This is a genomic window from Shewanella sp. FJAT-51649, assembly GCF_019457435.1.
GTDB classification, from domain to species: Bacteria; Pseudomonadota; Gammaproteobacteria; order Enterobacterales; family Shewanellaceae; genus Shewanella; species Shewanella mangrovisoli.
Map to the genome: position 1 here is coordinate 2,655,280 of NZ_CP080411.1, position 22,933 is coordinate 2,678,212.

24 protein-coding genes are annotated in these 22,933 nt (G+C 47.8%); 7 read left to right on the forward strand and 17 right to left on the reverse strand.

The features are described from left to right. Positions 1-27: 27 nt before the first annotated feature. On the forward strand, positions 28-537 hold the full coding sequence (gene crr, locus K0H59_RS11825) for a PTS glucose transporter subunit IIA (protein WP_011622534.1): 510 nt from the start codon (positions 28-30) through the stop codon (positions 535-537). Between the two features lie 142 nt (positions 538-679). Here the strand turns inward: crr and K0H59_RS11830 are convergent, their stop codons facing one another. From K0H59_RS11830 to K0H59_RS11840, 3 genes are all read right to left on the reverse strand, one after another. Then, positions 680-1,036 (reverse strand): hypothetical protein, encoded by a 357-nt coding sequence (locus tag K0H59_RS11830; protein WP_254915771.1) that lies wholly within the window; start codon positions 1,034-1,036, stop codon positions 680-682. Between the two features lie 92 nt (positions 1,037-1,128). Further along, positions 1,129-1,593 (reverse strand): hypothetical protein, encoded by a 465-nt coding sequence (locus tag K0H59_RS11835; RefSeq protein ID WP_088211652.1) that lies wholly within the window; start codon positions 1,591-1,593, stop codon positions 1,129-1,131. Positions 1,594-2,076: 483 nt separating this feature from the next. Further along, entirely contained in the window at positions 2,077-3,069 is a 993-nt protein-coding gene (locus K0H59_RS11840) for a rhodanese-related sulfurtransferase (protein WP_088211707.1), read from the reverse strand. A gap of 274 nt (positions 3,070-3,343) precedes the next feature. Here K0H59_RS11840 and K0H59_RS11845 point away from each other — a divergent pair, with 274 nt between their 5' ends. Both K0H59_RS11845 and K0H59_RS21275 read left to right on the forward strand, forming a co-directional pair. Continuing rightward, positions 3,344-4,015: a glutathione S-transferase gene (locus K0H59_RS11845; protein WP_088211651.1), complete on the forward strand. Its 672-nt coding sequence runs from the start codon at positions 3,344-3,346 to the stop codon at positions 4,013-4,015. Between the two features lie 121 nt (positions 4,016-4,136). Next, positions 4,137-4,361, forward strand: a complete 225-nt coding sequence (locus K0H59_RS21275; RefSeq protein WP_088211650.1) for a hypothetical protein — start codon at positions 4,137-4,139, stop codon at positions 4,359-4,361. A gap of 90 nt (positions 4,362-4,451) precedes the next feature. Here K0H59_RS21275 and K0H59_RS11850 read toward each other — a convergent pair whose 3' ends face one another. Both K0H59_RS11850 and K0H59_RS11855 read right to left on the reverse strand, forming a co-directional pair. Further along, positions 4,452-6,209 (reverse strand): SulP family inorganic anion transporter, encoded by a 1,758-nt coding sequence (locus K0H59_RS11850; RefSeq protein ID WP_088211649.1) that lies wholly within the window; start codon positions 6,207-6,209, stop codon positions 4,452-4,454. Positions 6,210-6,402: 193 nt separating this feature from the next. Then, the gene (locus K0H59_RS11855) at positions 6,403-7,029 is read right to left on the reverse strand and encodes a LysE family translocator (protein WP_011717213.1); all 627 of its coding nucleotides are present in this window, start codon (positions 7,027-7,029) and stop codon (positions 6,403-6,405) included. Between the two features lie 92 nt (positions 7,030-7,121). Here K0H59_RS11855 and K0H59_RS11860 point away from each other — a divergent pair, with 92 nt between their 5' ends. Further along, a complete protein-coding gene (locus K0H59_RS11860; protein ID WP_088211647.1) occupies positions 7,122-8,480 on the forward strand; it encodes a PLP-dependent aminotransferase family protein in 1,359 nt (452 codons plus the stop codon). A 126-nt stretch (positions 8,481-8,606) separates the two neighbouring features. Here the strand turns inward: K0H59_RS11860 and K0H59_RS11865 are convergent, their stop codons facing one another. Further along, positions 8,607-10,487, reverse strand: coding sequence for a choice-of-anchor I family protein (locus K0H59_RS11865; RefSeq protein WP_220053253.1), 1,881 nt, complete (start codon positions 10,485-10,487; stop codon positions 8,607-8,609). 481 nt (positions 10,488-10,968) lie between these two features. Here K0H59_RS11865 and K0H59_RS11870 point away from each other — a divergent pair, with 481 nt between their 5' ends. The 3 genes from K0H59_RS11870 (at position 10,969) to ilvN (ending at position 14,873) form a co-directional block, all read left to right on the forward strand. Next, on the forward strand, positions 10,969-12,192 hold the full coding sequence (locus K0H59_RS11870) for a multidrug effflux MFS transporter (protein ID WP_088211646.1): 1,224 nt from the start codon (positions 10,969-10,971) through the stop codon (positions 12,190-12,192). Positions 12,193-12,660: 468 nt separating this feature from the next. Further along, positions 12,661-14,379 (forward strand): acetolactate synthase 3 large subunit, encoded by a 1,719-nt coding sequence (locus K0H59_RS11875; protein ID WP_220053254.1) that lies wholly within the window; start codon positions 12,661-12,663, stop codon positions 14,377-14,379. Beyond that, on the forward strand, positions 14,379-14,873 hold the full coding sequence (gene ilvN / locus K0H59_RS11880; RefSeq protein ID WP_011622520.1) for an acetolactate synthase small subunit: 495 nt from the start codon (positions 14,379-14,381) through the stop codon (positions 14,871-14,873). The genes K0H59_RS11875 and ilvN overlap by 1 nt, the downstream gene beginning before the upstream one ends. A 134-nt stretch (positions 14,874-15,007) precedes the next feature. Here the strand turns inward: ilvN and K0H59_RS11885 are convergent, their stop codons facing one another. The 11 genes from K0H59_RS11885 to K0H59_RS11935 all read right to left on the reverse strand — a co-directional run bounded on the left by K0H59_RS11885 (position 15,008) and on the right by K0H59_RS11935 (position 22,880). Continuing rightward, positions 15,008-15,451: an Hsp20 family protein gene (locus K0H59_RS11885; RefSeq protein ID WP_011622519.1), complete on the reverse strand. Its 444-nt coding sequence runs from the start codon at positions 15,449-15,451 to the stop codon at positions 15,008-15,010. 304 nt (positions 15,452-15,755) lie between these two features. Beyond that, positions 15,756-16,187: a nucleoside-diphosphate kinase gene (gene ndk / locus K0H59_RS11890; protein ID WP_011717218.1), complete on the reverse strand. Its 432-nt coding sequence runs from the start codon at positions 16,185-16,187 to the stop codon at positions 15,756-15,758. Between the two features lie 221 nt (positions 16,188-16,408). Further along, a complete protein-coding gene (locus tag K0H59_RS11895) occupies positions 16,409-16,576 on the reverse strand; it encodes a hypothetical protein (protein ID WP_041412653.1) in 168 nt (55 codons plus the stop codon). Positions 16,577-16,771: 195 nt separating this feature from the next. Further along, positions 16,772-16,969 (reverse strand): Fe-S cluster assembly protein IscX, encoded by a 198-nt coding sequence (gene iscX, locus K0H59_RS11900; RefSeq protein WP_011622517.1) that lies wholly within the window; start codon positions 16,967-16,969, stop codon positions 16,772-16,774. Between the two features lie 68 nt (positions 16,970-17,037). Then, positions 17,038-17,937: a 30S ribosomal protein S6--L-glutamate ligase gene (gene rimK / locus K0H59_RS11905; protein ID WP_088211644.1), complete on the reverse strand. Its 900-nt coding sequence runs from the start codon at positions 17,935-17,937 to the stop codon at positions 17,038-17,040. Between the two features lie 155 nt (positions 17,938-18,092). Continuing rightward, positions 18,093-18,428 carry an ISC system 2Fe-2S type ferredoxin gene (gene fdx / locus K0H59_RS11910; protein ID WP_011622515.1) on the reverse strand — a complete coding sequence of 112 codons (336 nt, stop codon included), beginning with the start codon at positions 18,426-18,428 and terminating at the stop codon, positions 18,093-18,095. Between the two features lie 8 nt (positions 18,429-18,436). Beyond that, the gene (gene hscA, locus K0H59_RS11915) at positions 18,437-20,299 is read right to left on the reverse strand and encodes a Fe-S protein assembly chaperone HscA (RefSeq protein WP_220053255.1); all 1,863 of its coding nucleotides are present in this window, start codon (positions 20,297-20,299) and stop codon (positions 18,437-18,439) included. A gap of 67 nt (positions 20,300-20,366) precedes the next feature. Further along, the gene (gene hscB / locus K0H59_RS11920; protein WP_023265642.1) at positions 20,367-20,891 is read right to left on the reverse strand and encodes a co-chaperone HscB; all 525 of its coding nucleotides are present in this window, start codon (positions 20,889-20,891) and stop codon (positions 20,367-20,369) included. Positions 20,892-20,906: 15 nt separating this feature from the next. Then, complete coding sequence (gene iscA / locus K0H59_RS11925; RefSeq protein WP_011072278.1) at positions 20,907-21,230, reverse strand: iron-sulfur cluster assembly protein IscA; 324 nt, start codon at positions 21,228-21,230, stop codon at positions 20,907-20,909. A gap of 14 nt (positions 21,231-21,244) precedes the next feature. Next, complete coding sequence (gene iscU / locus K0H59_RS11930) at positions 21,245-21,628, reverse strand: Fe-S cluster assembly scaffold IscU (RefSeq protein ID WP_220053256.1); 384 nt, start codon at positions 21,626-21,628, stop codon at positions 21,245-21,247. Positions 21,629-21,665: 37 nt separating this feature from the next. Next, a complete protein-coding gene (locus K0H59_RS11935) occupies positions 21,666-22,880 on the reverse strand; it encodes an IscS subfamily cysteine desulfurase (protein WP_220053257.1) in 1,215 nt (404 codons plus the stop codon). Between the last annotated feature and the right edge of the window lie 53 nt (positions 22,881-22,933).

A 22,933-nucleotide genomic window follows, 5' to 3' on the forward strand; every position in this document is an offset into this window, starting at 1 on the left:
CAAAAACAAGCGAAGGGGCACAGGATAATGGGATTTTTAAGCCGAATAAGGCGATTGGTATCAGGGCAACCACAACTGGCTGGCGGCATTATGGTTTACGCCCCTGTGAACGGGGAAATTGTGGCCATTGAAAAGGTCCCCGATGTGGTATTTGCAGAGAAAATTGTGGGTGATGGTATCGCCATTGCGCCAAAGGGAGACACGATTGTCGCCCCAATCGACGGCACCATAGGTAAAATTTTTGAGACTAATCATGCTTTTAGTATCGAATCGCCACAGGGATTAGAGCTTTTCGTGCACTTTGGCGTCGGTACCGTAGAGTTAAGGGGCCGAGGTTTTAGCCGTTTAGCGGAGGAAGGCCAAGAGGTCAAAGTGGGCGATCCCATTCTGTCTTTCGATATTGATTACCTGAAAGATCAAGTAGATAGCCTACTCACTCCCGTTGTGCTGGCCAATATGGAAGATGTGAAATACTTAGATAAAGCCCAAGGTAGCGTCACCGCAGGTAAAGACGCGATTTTTACTGTTCAGCTTTAACGGTTATCCGCTTTACCGCCCGCTTACGAACGATCACTGGCAGAGCCCCTTGCCTGCCAGTCGCTCTCCCAAACAACGCACAGCTCTCCACCACTGACATCAGGGTTTGCTCAACTGTTTTCGCCAGCGCCGATTCGCGGCATCAATAAGCCGTGATCAGGATAGACTCGTCATCTTCTGTCAGCGGTAATTGCCCCAGTTGCATCAGCTTACCTCTTAACTCAGCAAGTTCTGCAGTAAAAAGCGTCGCACTTGCTTGGTTTAAGTTATGCGTTTCGGCTGCGGGAAATGTATCCTTCACAATCCGCAGCGCCGCAATGTCTTTATAGGGGATGGTCTTGCGGACAAACACAAAATCTCGAGTCTCTATTTGGCTAATCACTCGATGGGCGGCTTCATAATCCAGCGAAAAATCAGCATCTCCCACTAAGCGCAGTTGCAGATAAACCCGATGCGCGGCCAATATACTCAAACATTCTCGCCACTTAGTATTATTCATCTTCATCCTTGAAACACCCTCCTGCTTGCAGCACTTTGGATTGGTAATCTTTTTTTGTGCTCAACACTCTGCTGAATCCTGCGTGAAACGTATTAGTCTTTGGCAGATTGACGAGTGAGCGGCCGCTCCTCAAGATGTGCCACAATAAACACCAAAAACCGAAACAGTGATTTAATTCTAAGATCGTAATTGTTATCGGGTTTTGCCGATGCGAGCTTTTGTAAGGATTTGATTTTTGAGTAGGCATTCTCCACCAGCTCGGCATTCTCTTTGCCCACATACTTAGCAAACTCGGCAAATTCACCGATAAATTTCAGTGTCACTTTACGACGATTCAGGCTGGTCAGCGCTAAACCTTCTTTGATTTTTGCCTCAAAGAGTGAGCACTCAAGCCCTTGAATTATCGCCTGTTGCGGTAAACCACTGCTCAAGGCATCGGCGAGAAAGCCTAAATTAGCCTTTAATTCGAAGCTGATGGCCTGCTTACCCGCCGTCGATTGTTGCCAGCGGCTGCGCTCTTTATCAAAAATGTCGTATAACTCTTTCCAAATACTCATGCCCTATCCCTGCTGCAAGATGTCTGGCGCTGCTGACTTGGCCAAGACACGATTTTATTTAGGCAAATTTATCATAGGGTTAAAAATGCTAACACTGTTACTAGGGCGTGCTGACGTTTCCGGGTTATTTTTGCAGCAATTTGACTGACTTTTATGCAAGGCAACGTCCGTGCAGTGTAGTTATTCTACATAAACGGACGATAACGCAGCAGAAACGTCAGCCAAATGCTGCCCGAAGGGTTCGTCTGGCAAGCCCTTGCTCTTACTTTCTGTCATAAGAGCCGCTCGTCATTTTAGTAGAATAACTACACTTCATTCCTCGTTTCGCAAGCACGTGCTTGCCAGAACGAACAAAATCTAATCTCGAAACGTCAACACGCCCTAAGACATTTAGTAAAAAAATGGCCCGAACATGTCGGGCCATAGTGGTCATAGTCGAGAACGCTCGCGCTCAAGAGATAGGTAAAAACCTTATTACTTACCTTATTGCTTAGCTTTGTTCTTTTCAGCCGATTGCTGGCGCAGCGCTTCTTTCTTTTGACGGCGAGCTTCAATCACTTGATTCACATCGCTACCAATGTGTGCTTCGTTACGTGATTTCGCTAAGTTTACTTGGCGCTCACGTTCAACGAAGCGCTTGCGCTGCTCGTCTGAAATCTTATCGATACAATGTGGGCAGCTAACGCCTTGCACATAGGCAGGGCTTAATTTTTCGGCTTCAGTGATCGGCATACGACAAGCATTACATTGATCGTATTGGCCTTTCTTTAAATCATGGTCAACGGCGACGCGGTTATCGAAGACGAAACATTCGCCTTCCCACAGGCTTTCCTCCTGTTTCACCTCTTCGAGGTACTTAAGGATGCCACCTTCGAGGTGATAGACTTCTTCAAAGCCCTGCTCTTTTAAATAAGCGGTCGATTTTTCGCAGCGGATACCACCAGTACAGAACATCGCGACTTTCTTATGTTTGGCAGGATCGAGGTTCTGCTTCACATACTCAGGGAATTCTCTGAAGGTTTCGGTCACTGGGTTAATGGCATTTTTAAAGGTGCCAATTTGCACTTCATAGTCGTTACGGGTATCCACTAGGATGACTTCTGGATCGGAAATCAGTGCGTTCCAGTCCTGTGGTTTTACATAGGTGCCCACCACTTTAAGCGGATCGATACCTTCAACGCCCATGGTGACGATTTCTTTTTTCAGCTTCACCTTAGTGCGGTAGAAAGGCATTTCATCGTCAAAGGATAACTTGTAAACGATGTTTTCGAGGCCATTTTGGTTATTCAGCCAAGCCAGCAGTGCATCGATGGCGGCTTGAGAGCCAGCCACAGTGCCATTAATACCTTCATTTGCCAGCAATAATGTGCCTTTAATCTCGGCCTGCTCCATCATGGACAGGAGTGGCTCACGCAGCGACTCAAAATGCGGTAATGAAACAAACTTATATAAAGCACAAACAACAACGTTAGACATAACACCCTCAACTGCTGGCTGGAACTTAATTTCCAGTGCACTAACTAATAACCAACCTAAGCCTAGGCTGGGTCGCAAAAATCGGCCGAAATTCTACCTGAGTCACAGTCAGATAAACACAGACAAAAACCAAGGTCATTGTTTATTTACAAGCCAAACGGTGGAAAAATCAGTAATAAACGCAGTATTTCTGTTTTAAAGTCACTACTATTGCCGACTTTTAAGCCGCTGCAGTGGCGACATCGCTTTTATGATTGCTTTAAGGAACACGACTATGCCCTTACCTATACTCTACAGTTTTCGCCGTTGTCCTTATGCCATGCGCGCTCGCCTTGGTCTATTGCTCGGCCAGTGCCAGGTAGAAGTGCGGGAAATCACCCTTAAAGCAAAACCCACAGAAATGTTAGCCATCTCCCCCAAGGGCACAGTGCCGGTATTACAGCTCCCTACGGGTGAGGTTATTGCCGAGAGCTTAGAGATTATGCGCTGGGCACTGACAAATACGCATTCACAAGCCGCACAGCCGTTACTCGGAGAAACCGCGTCAGCGCAAAATTTGATTGCTGAGCTTATCGCGCAGAATGATGTTGAATTTAAACCTTGGCTGGATAAGTACAAGTATGCCGACCGTTATCCTGAATACACCCAAGCGGATTATTTCCACAAGGCCAGCACTTTTCTTGAACGACTCGAAGCACAGCTTCAGCAACATCCTTACCTAATCGGCCCCACGTTAAGCCTAGCTGATTTTGCGATTGTGCCTTTTATCCGCCAATTTACGGCGGTGGATAGCAAACGTGATCTGACAGTGGCGTTTCCACGCCTAATGAGCTGGTTAACGGCGCTAACCAGCAGTGAAATATTTCTACAAGCAATGGAAAAATATGTGATCTGGCAAGCTGGCAATCCGCCGACTTACTTGTTAGGAACGTCTATAAGTGAATAAGAATTAACGTTTATTTTTGATATACATAATAGCAATCGGTAAAATGTTCGAGTAAAGTACGTAGCACTTAGGTAAAGTAACTCAACCGTTTTTAACATTTTATGCTAAATCATCACGATGAATGACAGGGATCAGGTACTTGGAAAATACGGATATTAACATCATTGCGATGCTCATAGGGTTAACCCTACTACATTGCGTCTTTGCGCGTAGGGTATTTAAGAGTCAAGCTAACCTCAGCACCAATAAAAAATGCCTCTGGTGTCTACTGAGTTTATTTTTAGGCCCCATAGGCTACTATGCCTACCACGGTTTAATCCCCTTAGATAAACTGCCAAATGACTAAGTTAATTTAAGCTCACCGATGTTTTCTAAGGGTGTTGAATGAGCCATAAAAAAGCGCGAACAATATCGCGCTTTTTTATTAGGTTTGCTTCTATAAATGACTGTGCAATAACACATCATCCTCGGGATCTTTTTTGATCACTGGCGCCTGCCCCTCGGCTAACGCTTGTTTGTAACTTTGGTTCATTTTCAGCGCCAGATATAAATCGGGCCGGATCAAGATACCGCCTTCACCGGACTGCATTCCCGCTTGTTCAAACCAACCGAGCATCTGCCGTTTACGCCCGGCTAACACTAAGCGTATGCCGCGTTTCTTCAGTAGTTGGTGTAAATCCGCAAGCATGGCCATCACACTCAAATCTAAGTGAGTAAAACACGGGACGGCGTCGATGATAATGCAATCTACGGGCTCTGGCTCGCGGATAAACTTCTCCAGTAGGCGGCGCTTAAAGTAAGTGGCGTTGAAGTAGGTTAACGGCGAGTTGAAACGGTAGATAAACACGCCAGGTACAGATTTGGCTTTGCCAGAATCATCCACGCTACGAATCACCCCTTTTTGGTCAAGCCCGAGCACTTGATCGGTTGGGCGCATCACGGTCGCTAAAAATTGGAATAAGCCCAGCAATACCGCCAAGGTAATGCCTGGAATAACCCCAATAAACAGCACCGAGAATAAGGTCGTACAGGCGAGTAAAAAGGCGGAGCGGTCCCGCACGCGCAGGTTCCACAGCGCCTTTAAATCAATCAAGGAAATCGAGGCAATCACCAATACCACGCCGAGCGCAGAACTGGGGATATATTTCAGTGGTGCGGTAAAAAATAGCGCAACTAATGCAATTAAGACCGCTGCGATGATGGACACCAACTGACTCTTGCCGCCGTTTGCATCGTTCACCGCGGTGCGCGAATCGGCGCCGCTGACGGCAAAACCTTGGGATAACGCGGAGGCGATATTGGCAATCCCAAGGGCACGAAACTCTTTATCCGCATCGATATCGTAGCCATTTTTCGCCGCAAAACTGCGCGCCGTCAGCATCATGCTCACAAAGCTCACCATGGCTAAGTTGAGTGCGGGCACCACCAGTTCACGGGCAATACCGATATCGAACACAGGCGCTTGAAACGATGGCAAGCCCGCGCTCACCTCACCCACCACATTGATATCTAAGCTGGTTAAATTAAAGGCCCAGACTAAAAACGCCGCCATCGCCATCGCACACATAGAGGCTGGCCACTGAGGACGATATCGTTTCACTAAGGCATAGGTTGCTAAGGTCACCACTCCCATCAGCAAGGTAGGCAAGTGGGTTCGAGTTAAATAGGAAGGCGCGCCGGATAAGCGCTCAATTAAATAACGCTCATCGAAGGTAAAACCAAAAATTTTTGAGAATTGGCCAACGATAATGGTGATCGCCACACCATTGAGTAGCCCCATCAGAATAGGTTTGGAGAGAAAGTCTGCTAATACCCCAAGGCGAAAACGGCTGGCGATTAAGCACCAAAAGCCCGTCATCGCCGTCATGGTCATCACCAGTTGCCAGTGCTTCATGCTATCGCCAGCAGCAAGCGGCGTCACCACGGCGGCAATCACGGCGCAGGTGGCGGCATCGGGGCCAACAATCAATTGTCTAGATGTGCCAAACAGTGCATATACCAACATAGGCAGCACGCAGGAGTATAAACCCACGGCGGCATTGACCCCGGTCAATTGGGCGTAGGCGATAGCAACGGGTAAAGCAACCGCCGCAACGGATAATCCCGCCCTCACATCATCCCTGAGCCATTGCTTCTCATACTGCAGCATCTGCGCCAAACCGGGCATTAACGATACTAAACTGGGAAACTTCACGCAGTAACCTCCATATACTCACTCCCAAGTTAATCACTAACTTGCGGTGGCTAAGTATAACTAAGCCTCAATGGGATCCCAAAAGGCCGTTACCTAAAAAAGCCACCAATAGTATGTTGGTTATGGCATAAAGCCAATCCTTACGCGAGTCAGTATCCCAGAATATTTAAGCTTTTAGCGCAATTAGCACTCTTTAACGCAGGATCATAGGTAAGGACACCAACAATAAACTGCCCATAAACCAGTTAAAATGACGTCGACGTTTATCCGTATTCAGCTTTTTACTGATAGCGGCGCCCACAAATACCCAAGTGAAGGACGCGGGAAATCCCACCAGATTAAACACCAGCACGCCCAATACCGCACTGAGCCAAAAACCATCGCCCCCTAAAGTAAACGCACTGCAAAGGGTAATGGTCGACATCCAAGATTTAGGATTAATCCACTGAAACAGCGCCGCCTCCATCACACTCATCGGCTTACGCCCTTCATCCAAATGCGCCGCCTTAACGGGAGAGGTCACTAATCGATAGGCAAGATGCAGTAAATACACTAATGCCGCGTACTTTAGCACTTGGTGCAACACTGGAAACGCCTCGAACAAAGCCCCAAGCCCCAGTAATACCGACAGATGCAGAGAAGTCGAGCCTAAGCGGATCCCCGCGATATGTGGAATGGTGCGCATCACCCCGAAATGAGCGCCGGAGCTGGCGAGTAAAATATTATTCGGACCGGGAGTCATGGTCATGGTTGCACAAAAGAGTGCCGCTGAGGCCATTAAAGTCCAGAGTTGTGGGTCATTGACAAGTTGAATATCCATAAACACCTCAAATTGTACGCATACAATATTTGACAATAAACGATACAATAAATAATATAGGTAGATTAACGGAGATCAATGGATTTATTGTCATGGGTACAATTTGGACACCGGATCTAGAGGCATTTACTGGACCTAAATATCAACGTCTCGTCAGTGCCATTGAGCAAGGCATTTTGCGTAAAGTCCTGCCCCATGGCACAAAACTCCCACCACAACGGCGTTTAGCCGATGCACTTGGGGTGACCATAGGTACTGTTACCCGGGCCTACGCCCTTGCGGAGCAGCGCGGCTATGTGGAAGCACGTGTCGGTGATGGGACTTATGTCAACGCCTCTCCCGTGCCAGAGCTCAGTAACTTGCAGCTCAATATGGCGACGTGTCAGCAGCCGCTGACGGATCAAATTAGTACCCTGAGTGATTGCCTAAGCCAACTGGCTAAGGATCCGGCTAAATTGAGTCAACTCCTTGGCTATCGCGCCAGCCCCTTAGACCAGCATCAACAGATATTTCACCACTGGCTTTTACAACGCGGGATTGAACAGCAACCCGAGCAATTGATTTTTACCCATGGTGGCCAACAGGCCATTTTTGCCTGCCTAAATGCCTTCCTCACCAAGGGCGAGGTACTACTGCACGAGCAGTACAGCTATCCCGGAGTGCGAATTTGCGCAAAACAATTAGGTATCAATAGCATTGGCGTGCCGTTAACCTCTGACGGGGTCGACCTCGCTAGATTCGAAGCCTTAGTGCAAATCCACCAACCTAAGCTGGTGTATTTAACCCTTAACAATCAAAACCCCACTTGTATTCAATACAGTGAGCAACAGAGAGAAAAACTGTTATCACTCGCGGAGCAGTACCAGTTTTATATCATTGAAGATGATGTGAATTATTGCCTCCCAGAAGAATGGCGCCCTCCGCTGTGGCAGTTAGCACAGACGCTGAATGTGCCGAGGGTCATTTACATTTCAAGCCTGTCTAAGCTGTTTTCAGGGGGCTTAAGGCAAGGTTTTATTCTCGTGCCCGACCCGCTCATCGCCCCATTGCGCCTCGCCATCCACAGCCAATGTTGGATGGTGTCGCCGCTCAATGTGGAGCTCGCCTGTCAGCTAATCAAGCGCGGGCAAATCACCGCCAATCGCGATGCCATTATTCGCGAGCGTCAGCAGCAGTGCATGGCATTGGGCGACAGGCTGGGGTTAACTCAACGCTGGCGTGGTTTAAATGGCTGGGTTCAGTTGCCCGAAGACATTAAAGCTCATCATCTGGTGACCGCCTTAGCGGCGAAAGGTGTGCTGATCCGTAATGGGGATGACTTTAACTGCCATGATAACTTTATCCGTTTAAGTTTAGGCGGCGCCGAAAACGATACCCAATTCCAGCTTGCGCTCGAATGTATCGAATCCACCTTTAACGCCCTCAAGCAAAACGCCTATTCAGTCGTTTAACATTGCATTTTTATCGCGAGAAAGAAGCAAAAAGAAACGCCAGAGTGATGCTCTGGCGTTTTAAGCTTGCTTAATCACAAGCATTTTAGGTGTCGAGATGTAACATTATGGCGCCTTGAACACAAGCTATGGCCATTGCACCTTAATCTGGTACACGCTGGTTGTACCACTGACTTCATTGCCGATAATCAACAGAGGCTGACCATTTGGACTCTTCTCGGCACTCACAAACTTCATGCCTTCTGGCCCTAAATCTCCCGCCAAACTGGCATCGCCTTTCACTTCACCCGTATCTGTATCTATGCTGAAATCCGCCTCAAAATCACGGTTTACCACGTAATCCACAAAATGCACGTCAAAGGGATTGGTCACATCGTAAATCATAAAACCAGAGGTACGTTCAAGCCCGATAAAGGCATAGAGTTTCTGGCCAATTTTGCCTAGGGCTAAGGCTTCTGGCTCGGGTCCTTTATCGTCACTGCGACTATCGCCTTTGTTTTCTTCGTTGTTATTGTTGAAGTTATTGCCCAACAAGGCTGCGGTGATCCGCTCAAAATCGCTACCACTGTCAAACACCTGTTGACCATCGGCCGTCCAGATTGAGAAGGAGCGCGCGCCAAAGCTCACGATTTTGTCATAATCGCCGTCGTTATCGTCATCCCCCATACTCTTAGTCACTTTCAAACGGGCTAATTGGGTCTTATCTTTCGCGGCGGCAAATTGTGGATGATTAGGATCTAAGGTTAAGTCACCGGCGCGGGCTTCCTCCGAAAACCCAGCATAGTCGCGGGAATCCCCTTCGTTTGCGGTAACAATAAAATCAGCATTATTCCAACGGTAACTCGCTACGGTATCAGGTTGATACATGCCATACACGCCCGCATAGGCCTGAAGGTTGATCATATCGTCCTTATCACTTGCATCAATTTTATTCACATCAAGACCGTAATCCTTCAGTCCCAAAGGTAAAATCTTCGCTACTTTGGCATTGGCAATATCAATCACGGCGATGGCATTGTTCTCCTGCAGACTCACAAAGGCACGGCTGTTATCGGGGCTGACACTGATATACTCAGGCTCTAAGTCCTGCGCAACAGTGGCCATAGGGCCATTGATTTTAATGTCCTTGGTGATTTCATTATAGCGAGCATTACCCTGATTAAACTCAGTGAATGTCACTAGCGTTGCCGTCGCTGCGGGTTTGCCATCCGCAATGGCAATAATGGCAACACTGCCCTCAGGATCGACACTATAGTCTTGATTTGGTTCGCCTTCGTTGGCAACGAGTACCGTTTTGCCATCATGGCTAAAGACCACGTTATCCGGTAGTGCACCGACTTCTATCGCGCTGAGATACTGCGGCGTGTCATTGCCATTAAGTTGATAGAAAGCCACATAACCATTGGCTTGAGTCTTATTGCCCGCCGCATCGCCGCGCTCAATGGCCGCCGCTAACAAGTTACCAGAAATACTGACACTGTTAACGCTGCCCATAAAACTTAAACCCACATCCTTGGCAACATCCAACTCGCCGAGCTTATCAAGATTATTCAAAGCTAATGGCGCAGTTGCCGTGGTCGCATTACCAAGTAAGTGCGCATCGATAATGTCGACTTTACCGCTTCTCGCATTAACCACAAAAATACGCTCAGAAGCACTGTGATATTCGACAATCTCAGCGGCACTCAGGCCATAAACGCCCGTTTGATGACGGCCAATCAGCTCAGCTGTGACTCCCGCAGCTTGGGGTTGGCAAATAAATTGTGTTTGCGCCGCATCGATTTCAGTTTCTTCCAACTGGCCATTACGATTCGCATCAAGCCCAGTATCGATGCGTTGACCACCGGCGGGACAGTTCGTATCACCGATGGCGAGTGCGGTCACTTTAACTAATGAATTTAAGCCGTTATCCCCCTGCTCACCATTGGTACCATCATCACCATTACAGGCACCAAGGAGTAAACTTGCCAGTATCGCACCGGCCAGCGGCAGTCGTTTTGTGTTCATTGCATCATTCCTGAATGTGTTGTTATTAGTCGTAGGGTTAAGCTAAAGCCCATTAAATTAATCCGCATTCAAGACGGTTAGATGACATATAGATGACACCGGAGTGACAATCTCAGTCGAATGAATGACGTTCAGGCATGCATTGGTAAATTAATGCAATACAAGGACAGTAAAGCGATTTTGGTTACAATTTAAGTGTAAAGATATCGTCATCGAGATTGGCTTATTTGCCCGAGCGTTTTACTATGTTATGGCTTAATATCCTTATACTCGATGACAAGACCTATCATTCAGTTCAACTGTTGGCTGAGTCTTCGCTGGTCACTCATTTCTCCCCTATACTCCTCCAATGCTCATGGCGAGAAACGCTATGTCAATTGAGGCGAAATGAGCCGCCAATAGGCAAAATTGTTACCCTACAATTTTGGTTTTCGAGTGACATAACACTTTATATCGCCTTCTTTCGCCACCCGAGGTAACAGTGGACCCACAACCGTCAAGCTATCCGACTAAACCGAGCAACATTCCCCATTTGGCCCTGCTGATCCCTATGCTCGCAGCCATTGTTGCGATCACGCCGCTCGCGATCGACATGTATTTGCCCGCCATGGCAACCCTCGCCCATAGTTTTCATACCGATATCACCCTAGTGCAACAATCCTTGAGTGTTTACTTGGGCGGCTACGCCCTGGGTATGCTGTGCTTTGGCCCACTTGCAGACCGTATTGGTCGTCGCCCCATGGTAATAATGGGGCTCTCGGGCTTTATGTTAGTCAGCCTGTTATTAGGCTTAGCCGAGCAGATTGAAGTGTTTTTAGGGCTGCGCTTTTTACAAGCCTTTATCGGCGCGGCGGCCACAGTGGTCGTCCCTGGGTATATCAAAGAAGTCTATGGTGAAAACACGGCTAAGGGTATGTCTTATGTCAGTTTAATCATGATGTTAGCACCATTATTAGCCCCAAGCATCGGCAGCCTTATCCTCGAGCTTGGTGAATGGCATTTGATCTTCTTTATCCAATCGGCCTATGCCATGTTGTTGCTGTTGTTGGTCATTACGTTGCTCAGAATGCCGAGCGATAAAGATCAGAGTAGTCGCAGTCAAAAATCCTTTTTAGGGGCTTATGCTACTGTGTTTTCACGTCCCGGCGTCAAAATGAATATTGCCAGTGGCGTGCTTACCTCTTTTGCGTTTTTTTGTTATTTAACCGCGTCGCCCTTTGTCTATATGGAGGTTTTTTCCTTAGATAAATCCTTATTTGCCCTACTCTTTAGTACCAATGTGGGCGCGCTGATGCTGGCAAATATTATCAATACCCGAATTGTGGGCCGTTATGGCTCGTTGAGGATGCTGCACGTGTCGACCTTCTTCGGTGCGCTGGCGGCGGTAGGTTTACTGGGAGTGAACTTACTGGGACTCAGTTATCACTTCACCGTGTTGATGCTGATCCCGCTGATGGGGAGCCTTGGCATCATGTCGGTCAACGCCGATGCCATTGTGCTGATGAAATTCAAGCAGGAAACGGGCACAGCAACGGCGGTGATTGGCACCTTAAGATTCGGCTTTGGCGCCCTTGCAGGGCCATTACTCGCGCTGTTTTACAATGGCACCGCAGTGCCTTTCTCGGCATTAATGCTGACGGCAGTGTTGTTGGTGGGATTCTGTCAATTTAACCGACCGACCCATCAAGCCAAGCCGAAGGAGTAATCTGCATCTTTATGCCACGTAAACGAAGCAATTGTGGTATCTACCGCTTTTGTAGCTGATTTGTAACAAATTAAGTGTTTTCTAAATAAACGGCACTCAGGTTATATATAGAACCTTGAGTGCCGTTTTTCATGGTAAATCTGCTAACCCATTCTAATAAAAGAGATTAAATAGAATCTTCACACACAAAAACTCCCGTTTCATAAGCGTTTATCGCGTCTAAACATGAAATTGTTTCAAGTTGGTTATTTTTTACATAAAAGCCTTGAAATGTGTTCTTTTTTGAATATGATGAAATTCTGTTCATTGCAACAGCTGCTGCATCCAAAGGGATGAGCGCTTGAAATCGATAATTTCAAGCTCAGCAATCGGAGTCTGAATTACCCTTCAGGCTTATTTTTAGAGCGATTACCGTCGCTGTAACAAGATACTGTTTACCGTAACGGTACTATGCAATAGGAGTTTCACATGGAGAAGTTATCCGGCGCCAGCATGATTGTGCGATCCCTTATCGATGAAGGTGTAAAGCACATATTTGGTTATCCTGGCGGCTCAGTGTTAGATATCTACGACGCCCTGCACCTTATCCCCGGTATTGAACATATTCTGGTTCGCCACGAACAAGCCGCCGTACATATGGCCGATGGTTATGCCCGCGCCACGGGTAAAGTAGGCGTGGTACTCGTGACCTCAGGCCCAGGTGCCACCAATGCCATTACCGGCATCGCTACCGCCTATATGGATTCAATTCCATTAGTGGTGTTATCCGGCCAAGTACCCAGCAATCTTATCGGTAATGATGCGTTCCAAGAATGCGACATGATTGGGATTTCACGCCCAGTCGTCAAACACAGCTTTTTAGTACAAGATCCTACTCAAATACCTGAAATCATTAAAAAAGCCTTTTATATTGCTTCCACGGGGCGCCCCGGCCCCGTCGTTGTCGACTTGCCAAAGGATTGCCTCAATCCTGCATTGCTGCACGACTATATTTACCCCGAGAGCATTAAAATGCGTTCCTATAATCCAACGACATCGGGCCACAAGGGGCAAATTCGCCGTGGATTGCAGGCATTACTGGCGGCGAAAAAACCCGTGCTTTATGTGGGTGGCGGCGCCATTATCTCCAGCTGTGAAAAGCAAATCTTAGCCCTAGCGGAAAAATTAAATATCCCCGTTGTCAGCACCTTGATGGGCCTTGGCGCTTTCCCTGGCACCCATAAAAACAGCTTAGGCATGCTGGGGATGCACGGTCGCTATGAAGCCAACATGACCATGCATAACTGCGATCTTATCTTCGGGATTGGCGTGCGTTTCGATGACAGAACCACCAACAACATCGAGAAATACTGCCCAAATGCCACTATTTTGCATATCGATATCGACCCTTCATCGATTTCAAAAACCGTCCGAGTGGATATCCCCATCGTTGGCTCGGCAGACATCGTACTGGACAGCATGTTAGCCCTGCTGGAGGAGTCGAAGGAGAGCAACGATAGCGAGGCAATTAATCAATGGTGGCAAGAAATCACAGTGTGGCGTAACCGCAACTGCTTAGCATACGATAAGGAAAGCAATCGGATCAAACCACAGCAAGTGATTGAAACCCTTTACAAACTCACTAATGGTGAGGCCTATGTCGCCTCGGATGTGGGCCAGCATCAAATGTTTGCCGCGCTCTATTATCCCTTCGATAAACCTCGCCGTTGGATTAACTCCGGCGGCCTTGGCACCATGGGCTTTGGTTTACCCGCTGCCATGGGAGTCAAAATGGCAATGCCTGACGAAACCGTTGTATGCGTCACGGGCGATGGCTCGATTCAGATGAATATTCAAGAGCTTTCAACCGCTCTGCAATACGATACGCCGGTTAAAATTATCAACTTAAACAACCGCTTCCTTGGCATGGTTAAACAATGGCAGGATATGATCTACTCGGGTCGCCATTCCCATTCCTATATGGATTCGGTACCCAACTTTGCCAAAATTGCTGAAGCCTATGGCCATGTTGGCATGACGATTAGCGATCCCGCTGAGCTTGAGTCTAAGATGGCCGAAGCCCTTGCCATGAAAGACAGACTGGTATTTATCGACATTATGGTGGATGAGACTGAGCACGTGTATCCCATGCTTATCCGCGGCGGCGCGATGAATGAAATGTGGTTAAGCAAAACGGAGAAATGCTAATGCGTCGAATTATATCTGTATTACTCGAAAACCAATCCGGCGCATTATCTCGTGTTGTCGGTCTGTTTTCCCAACGCGGTTACAACATCGAAAGTTTAACTGTGGCACCAACCGATGATAACACCTTATCGCGCCTCAATATTACCGTAGTGGCCGACGAAAAGGTGCTAGAGCAAATCGAGAAACAACTGCACAAGTTAGTCGATGTGCTCAAGGTGTCGAATGTCACCGAATCGGCTTATATTGAGCGGGAGTTGGCACTGGTTAAAGTCCGCGCTCAAGGGGAATTACGGGAAGAAATTAAGCGTACCGCCGATATCTTCCGTGGGCAGATTGTCGATGTCACTGCCAATCTCTACACCATTCAATTGGTGGGCACGACCGAAAAACTCGATGCCTTTATTCACTCCATGGGTGAAGTAACCAAAGTGGTTGAAGTGTCGCGCTCTGGCGTTGTGGGCTTGGCCCGCGGCGAGAAAGCGATGAGAGCCTAATAGAAGTGAAATGCCCATTAACGCATGCGAGCTTGCCATCGCAATGCTTTGAAATAGCCAACATGGGATTTTAATTGGTGGGATAACAATAAAGGGAGCATTAAGCTCCCCTTCTTTATCCGCGCAATTCAGGATTAGGACTGACCATCTAATAGGCGCGAGGTGGTGATTTCAATCTTGCGTGGTTTTAACGCTTCAGGGATTTCACGCACTAAATCAATGTTCAATAAACCATTCTCTAAACTGGCACCCAATACAGTCACATAATCGGCCAGTTGGAAGGTACGCTCAAACCCGCGCTCGGCAATACCTTGGTATAGGTATTTACGCTCGGTTTGGCTCTCGGCCTTATTGCCTTTAACCAGTAATTTCTCACCTTCGCTACTGATCTCAAGCTCTTCCATCGAGAACCCGGCCACGGCCATTGTAATGCGATAACGATTTTCGCCAAGGAGTTCAATGTTATATGGAGGATAACCTGAGTTGCCATTATTCGCGGCAGCGTGTTCTGCCATTTGGGCTAAACGATCAAAACCAATAGCACTACGGTAAAGAGGAGTTAAATCATAAGTACGCATATTCATATCCTTGTCTTAAGCAATATGGGAAAGTGGCGAACGTTTTTCAATTGAAAACGTATTTGTCTCGCCTAAATTAACTTCTGTCCTAGCGGCACAGAATCGATTGGGATCCTCATCGAGCGATCCTGCAATAGATATAAGGATAGGAAAGCGTATTTCAAGGCAGTTTTTTAAAATTTTTTAAAAGCTAAATAAAAAGAGCAGGTTATTAGCATTAAAAACCTTGTATCTGGCGTGGTTAGTCGAATATCGCCAATAAAAAAGGAGCCCTTAGGCTCCCTTCTTCGGTCTCACACTCAGATTAACGAGTACGTGGACACAGTTCTTCAGCACTGAAGAAGTAAGCAATTTCACGTGCAGCAGATTCTAAAGCGTCAGAACCGTGAGCAGCGTTTTCGTCGATGCTTTCAGCGAAATCAGCACGGATAGTACCTGGAGCCGCTTGAGCTGGGTTAGTTGCACCTAAAATTTCGCGGTGAGCTAAAACAGCGTTTTCGCCTTCTAAAACTTGAACCATGATTGGGCCAGAAGTCATGAAAGCAACCAGAGCACCGAAGAAGCCACGCTCGCTATGCTCAGCATAGAAACCTTCAGCTTGTTCTTTAGTCAGGTGTAACATTTTAGCTGCAACGATCTTCAGACCAGCAGTTTCAAAACGGTTGTAGATTGCACCGATGTGGTTTTTAGCAACAGCATCAGGCTTAATGATAGAAAATGTGCGTTCGATCGCCATAACAAGCTTCCTTTGTCAGCAAGTTTGAAAAAATTCGCGCGGATTATACGAAATTTAAAAACCAAATCCTATCTTTAAAGCAAATAAGTCTGAGATATTGCGCACATTGGCTGGATTTGTAACCGGATTGTTCACACAAAAACGCCAGTCCATGTTTTCCACCGGACTGGCGAAAGGATAACAACACAACTAAATTGGCATATTTGCCAAAGACTCAGGGGTTATTTTCTATTTTTTGCCCAAATACCCGCCCACGCAATCAAGGCAACTAAAATGATTGCAGGGGCTAAATCGAGTAGATGGTGGAATAAACCGACGCCGCCATGACCAGGATGAGCCCATGCCAAGGCGGGTAACAGTGTGAATAACATAGCAAACAAAAGTTTCATGTGAACATCCTTGCGTAGCGGAAATAACATTAAGCGGTTAATCACTTAACTGATACATAACAAGGTACGTCATTCACTTAAAATGAATTTGATACTGATCAAACTCCTACAAAAATCCCATTTTAGGAGAGATGAAACGTGATCAATCTCACGTGACATCTTTTTCACTTGGACAAGATGCCCAAGTAGGCAAGATTACTTCTCTTCAATCCAGCATTGCTGAATGGCTTCCAATATCCGCTCATTACAATGCTTAGGATCGTCGTCAAAATCATCGAGAGCCAACACCCACTCGTATAACTGAGTAAAATGCAGCTTGTGGGGGTCAACCTCGGAATGCTTTTCTAGCAATTCTAAGGCGATATCTAGTGAATCAATCCATTTTAACGACATCCTCTCCCCCTTGTGCCATCTGCAGCTAAACGTTGCTCTCCTGAGTGTAGCCTAATCGCGGCTTAACTCTACGCTTGTGTGGGCTTTTTTGCCTTGAGGGCATTCTTTTCAACAAACTCAATAATGGCACCGGCGACATCTTTTGCGGTTGCCCCTTCTATCCCTTCAAGGCCTGGCGAAGAATTCACTTCCATCACCACAGGGCCATGATTTGAGCGCAATAAATCCACCCCAGCGACATTGAGTCCCATGGTTTTGGCCGCACGAATTGCGACTGAACGCTCTTCTGGGGTCAATTTAACTAAACTTGCAGTGCCACCACGGTGTAAGTTTGAGCGAAACTCCCCAGGCATGGCTTGGCGTTTCATCGCCGCAATCACTTTATCGCCCAGCACAAAGCAGCGAATGTCGGCGCCATTGGCTTCTTTAATGTATTCCTGCACCATGATGTTGGCTTTTAATCCCATAAAAGCTTCAATCACGCTCTCGGCCGCCTTGCGGGTTTCGGCTAGCACCACCCCAATGCCCTGCGTGCCCTCGAGCAACTTGATCACTAACGGCGCGCCGCCCACCATGTCGATAAGATCAGGAATATCGCTCGGCTTATTGGCGAAACCAGTAATTGGCAGACCGATACCACGGCGTGACATCAACTGCATCGAACGTAACTTATCGCGGGAGCGCGAAATGCCGACGGAATCATTGAGCGCATACACGCCCATCATTTCAAACTGGCGCAGCACAGCAGAGCCATAAAAAGTAATCGAAGCGCCGATACGCGGGATAACCGCATCAAAAGGCGGCAACTCTTGACCACCAATATGAATGCTCGACTGACGCATATTGATGTTCATATAGCATTCGAGCGGGTTGATCACTTGGACTTCGTGACCACGTAATGTCGCAGCCTCAACGAGTCGCTTTGTGGAATATAGCTCAGGCCCTTGCGATAGGATCGCGATTCTCATTTTGGTCTCCGACAACCATTTCATTTTGAGCGCATCATACGCTCGGATTAGGATAAATCAATCATGGCAATTATTGCTTGCGCAAATGCTGGGCGCCAGAAGCCAAAAACCAGTCACATGGACTGGTTTTTGACGATATTGTCGCATCGGGTTGATTAACCTTCGCTCACCATATTCACAGTGTACTTAGGAATTTCAATCACCAGATCGCTATCGACAACTTTGGCTTGGCAGGACAAGCGGCTCTCAGGCTCGAGTCCCCAAGCCTTATCGAGCATATCATCTTCAAGCTCATCGCTTGGCTCTAGTTCATCAAAGCCTTCACGCACGATGCAGTGGCATGTGGTGCAGGCACAGGATTTTTCACAGGCATGCTCGATATTGATGCCGTTACGCAGCGCCACATCGAGAATCGTTTCACCTACTTTGGCTTCCAACACTGCGCCATCGGGACATAACTCAGCATGGGGAAGAAAGACTAACTGGGGCATCACATCACCTATATGTTGTCAATTGACTGACCCTTAAAGGCCACTCGAATAGAATTGTCCATACGCTTCGCGGCGAAATCCTGAGTATGTTCATCGAGGACTTCAATCGCTTGCTTAATCGCATCGGCATCATCACCACGGGCAATTTCGGCAAGTTGCGCCATGACCGCATCAATCTGCTGACGCTCATCGCTTGTCAGCAGGTCGCCATCTTTTGCAAGCGCTGCATTTAACGACTCAAGTACCCTCGCCGCCTCCACTTGCTGCTCGGCCAGCATACGACGACTAATGTCTTCCTTCGCATGCTTCATCGAGTCCTTGAGCATAGTCGCGATTTCGGTATCCGATAAACCAAACGAAGGCTTCACTTGAATACTCGATTGCACGCCGGTGGATTTCTCCATCGCAGTGACGCTGAGCAGACCATCGGCATCGACTTGGAAGGTCACACGAATATGGGCTGCGCCCGCCGCTAACGGCGGAATACCTTTTAGGGTAAAGCGTGCGAGTGAGCGACAGTCATCGACTAACTCACGCTCGCCCTGCACCACATGGAAGGCCATCGCCGTTTGACCATCCTTAAAGGTGGTAAACTCTTGGGCGCGGGCGACTGGGATCGTGGTGTTACGAGAAACCACTTTCTCCACTAAACCACCCATGGTTTCAATCCCTAATGACAAGGGGATCACATCGAGCAGTAATAATTCAGACTCAGGTTTGTTACCGACCAGAATATCGGCCTGAATCGCCGCGCCAATGGCAACGACACGGTCAGGGTCGATTGAGGTTAACGGCGCCTTACCAAAAAAGGCTTCAACCTGTTCACGCACTAACGGTACGCGGGTGGAACCGCCCACCATCACAGTTTCTAATACTTCATCAGCCGTTACGCCCGCATCACGTAGGGTGCGACGACAGGTGGCGATGGTTTTCTTCACTAATGCACTGATTAAGCCATCAAATTCAGCTTTGGTCACCAGTTGCTTAAGCACATTGCCGTCGGCAAGTGTCAGGCTCGCTTCGACTTCACTCGCATCGGTTAAGGCTTCTTTCACACGGCGCGCTTCAATCAATAACTGACGGCTGAGCTGTGAATCGATATTAGCTAATTGCCACACTTGCTGCATATGAGCCTGCAACAGATGATCAAAGTCATCGCCGCCCAGCGCCGAATCGCCGCCAGTGGCCAGCACTTCAAAGACGCCACGATTTAAACGCAGAATAGAGATATCAAAGGTTCCGCCGCCGAGATCGTAAATCGCGATCACGCCTTCTTGCTTTGAATCTAACCCGTAGGCGATTGCCGCCGCGGTAGGCTCGTTGAGCAGGCGCAATACTTTCACACCAAGCAAAGACGCGGCATCTTTAGTCCCTTGACGCTGCGCATCATCGAAATACGCTGGCACAGTGATCACAACACCCTGCAGTTCGCCACCGAGGGTTTTCTCGGCGCGTTCAACCAGCGGACGTAAAATTTCCGCTGACACTTGCACCGGATTCACTTGCCCTTGAGGCGTGACAAACAGCGGTAAACCGTTTTCACTGGCTTCAAACTGGTATGGAAAAGCTTGCTCGCCGGATTGAATATCCGTGAGGCTGCGACCCATAAAGCGCTTGACCGATACAATAGTGTTTTTCGGATCCTGCGCTGAACTTAACGCCGCGACTTGACCCACTTCAATGCCATCTTGGGTATAACGAACGATAGAAGGTAAAGAATGCTGGCCATTTTCATCGGGTAAGGTCGCCGTTACGCCGCTGCGGACGGCGGCCACGAGGGAATTAGTGGTACCTAAATCGATGCCAACGGCAAGTCTATGTTGGTGCGGCGCGGCGCTTTGTCCGGGCTCTGCAATCTGCAAAAGGGCCATATGTATCCAACTTAGTAGCGCCGACTCAGACCCGTCTGAATCGGCTAAATAACTGCAATAGGGAAAATTAATCGAGCAGCGCGTCTTCGATACGCGTCAGCTCATCGTGTAATTTTGCCATAAATTTAAGCTTGCGTACTTGATCTGCCGCTAACAAGGCATCTTCTTCGCTGCCACTGCTTAGCTGGGCGGTGAGCAATTTCGTCAACTTAGTCCGGTAGGCCGCGAAAGAGTCGTATAACTCATCAATACTTTCTTGGGGATCGGCGCTATCGCGAATGTCTTCTAATGCTTCACGCCATTCCATCTGCTGCATTAAAAATGCAGTGTCTTTCACTGTGGTGGTTTCGTGGCTTAAATCGATACCACGTAGCGACAGCATATGCTCGGCACGGCGGATAGGATCTTTTAGGGTTTGATAACCGTCATTCACTTGCGCAGTGCGTTGCACCGACAATAAGCGTTGTTGCTCGGTATCGTTGGCAAACTTATCGGGATGCACCGCCCGTTGCAGTTCGCGGTAGCGTTCTGCAAGCACAGCGGTGTCAATATCGAAGGCAGGGGAAAACTTAAACAGCTCGAAATAATTCATGCGTCAATTCGGCAATTAAACAGTGAAACTCTCACCGCAACCGCACTCACCTTTTGCGTTAGGATTGTTAAATTGGAAACCTTCGTTCAGGCCTTCTTTAACAAAATCCAACTCAATGCCCTGTAGATAAATGAAGCTTTTCGCATCGATAATGATTTTAACACCATCAATATCATACACTTCATCGTCATCATTCAGCGCATCAACAAACTCAAGCACATACGCCATACCCGAACAGCCAGAGGTCTTTAAGCCGAGGCGCAGGCCGATGCCCTTGCCTCGATTCGCTAAGAAAGATCTGACACGCTCAGTTGCCGCTGGGGTCATTGTAATCGCCATCTTAACTCCAGATGTTACTTAGCTTGTTTCAATTTGTACTCGTCGATCGCCGCTTTAATGGCATCTTCTGCCAAAATGGAACAGTGGATTTTCACCGGTGGCAAGGCCAATTCTTCCGCGATATCGGTGTTTTTGATTGCCGCCGCTTGCTCGATAGTCTTGCCTTTCACCCACTCGGTTACCAGTGAGCTAGACGCAATCGCGCTGCCACAACCGTAGGTTTTGAACTTAGCGTCTTCGATGATGCCGTCAGCGCCGATTTTCAGCTGTAACTTCATCACGTCACCACAGGCAGGTGCTCCCACCATACCGGTCACGACCGAAGGATCGTTCTTGTCGAAAGAACCAACGTTACGTGGGTTCTCATAATGATCTATCACTTTTTCACTGTAAGCCATGGTACTGCTCCAAAATTATCTATTGTAAACGGTCGAATTAATGATGGGCCCACTGCACCTGATTCAGGTCGATGCCATCTTTGAACATCTCCCACAATGGAGACATTTCTCTTAATTTATCAATAGATTGTGTAATAGTTTCGATAGCGTGGTCGATTTCTTCTTCGGTGGTAAAACGACCGATTGAGAAACGAATTGAGCTATGCGCCATTTCATCATTTAAACCGAGCGCACGTAACACGTAGCTTGGCTCGAGACTGGCTGAAGTACAGGCAGAACCCGATGAAACCGCTAAATCTTTTAATGCCATCATCAGCGACTCACCTTCAACATAGTTGAAGCTGACGTTCAGGCTACCGCTCACACGGTGAGTCATGTCGCCGTTTACATACGTCTCTTCGATGTGCTTGATGCCATTCCATAACTTGTCACGCAGCTGAGCGATACGCGCGTTATCGGTTGCCATTTCCGCTTTTGCAATCGCCGCCGCTTCACCTAAACCGACGATTTGATGAGTCGCCAGTGTGCCACTTCGCATACCACGCTCATGACCACCGCCGTGCATTTGCGCTTCTAAGCGAATGCGTGGCTTACGGCGAACGTACAGCGCACCAATCCCTTTTGGACCATACATTTTGTGGCCAGAGATAGAGATGAGGTCGACCTTAGTCGTTTGTACATCGATAGGTAATTTACCCGCACTTTGTGCCGCATCCATATGGAAGATAATGCCTTTTGAGCGGCATAACTCACCGATGGCATCCACATCATGGATCACTCCGATTTCGTTATTCACATGCATGATGCTGACAAGAATGGTGTCGTCGCGCATCGCCGCTTCTAAACGTTCCATCGGAATGATACCGTTGGCATCTGGCTCTAAGTAAGTCACTTCAAAGCCTTCACGCTCAAGCTGACGGCAGGTATCGAGTACCGCTTTATGTTCAGTCTTGCTGGTGATGATGTGCTTGCCTTTCTTATTGTAGAAATGCGCTACGCCTTTGATCGCTAGGTTGTTTGATTCAGTTGCACCTGAGGTAAACACGATTTCACGGTGATCGGCATTGATCAGATCAGCCACTTGGCTGCGTGCCACATCCACCGCTTCTTCCGCTTGCCAGCCATAACGGTGAGAACGTGATGCTGGGTTACCGAAGATGCCATCCATCGTCATGTATTGGAACATTTTTTCCGCGACTCGCGGATCAACTGGCGTGGTGGCGGCATAATCTAAATAGATAGGAAGCTTCATAACACACTCCGTACTTAGCAGTCTCTGCCGAGGCTACATACAACGTACAAAAA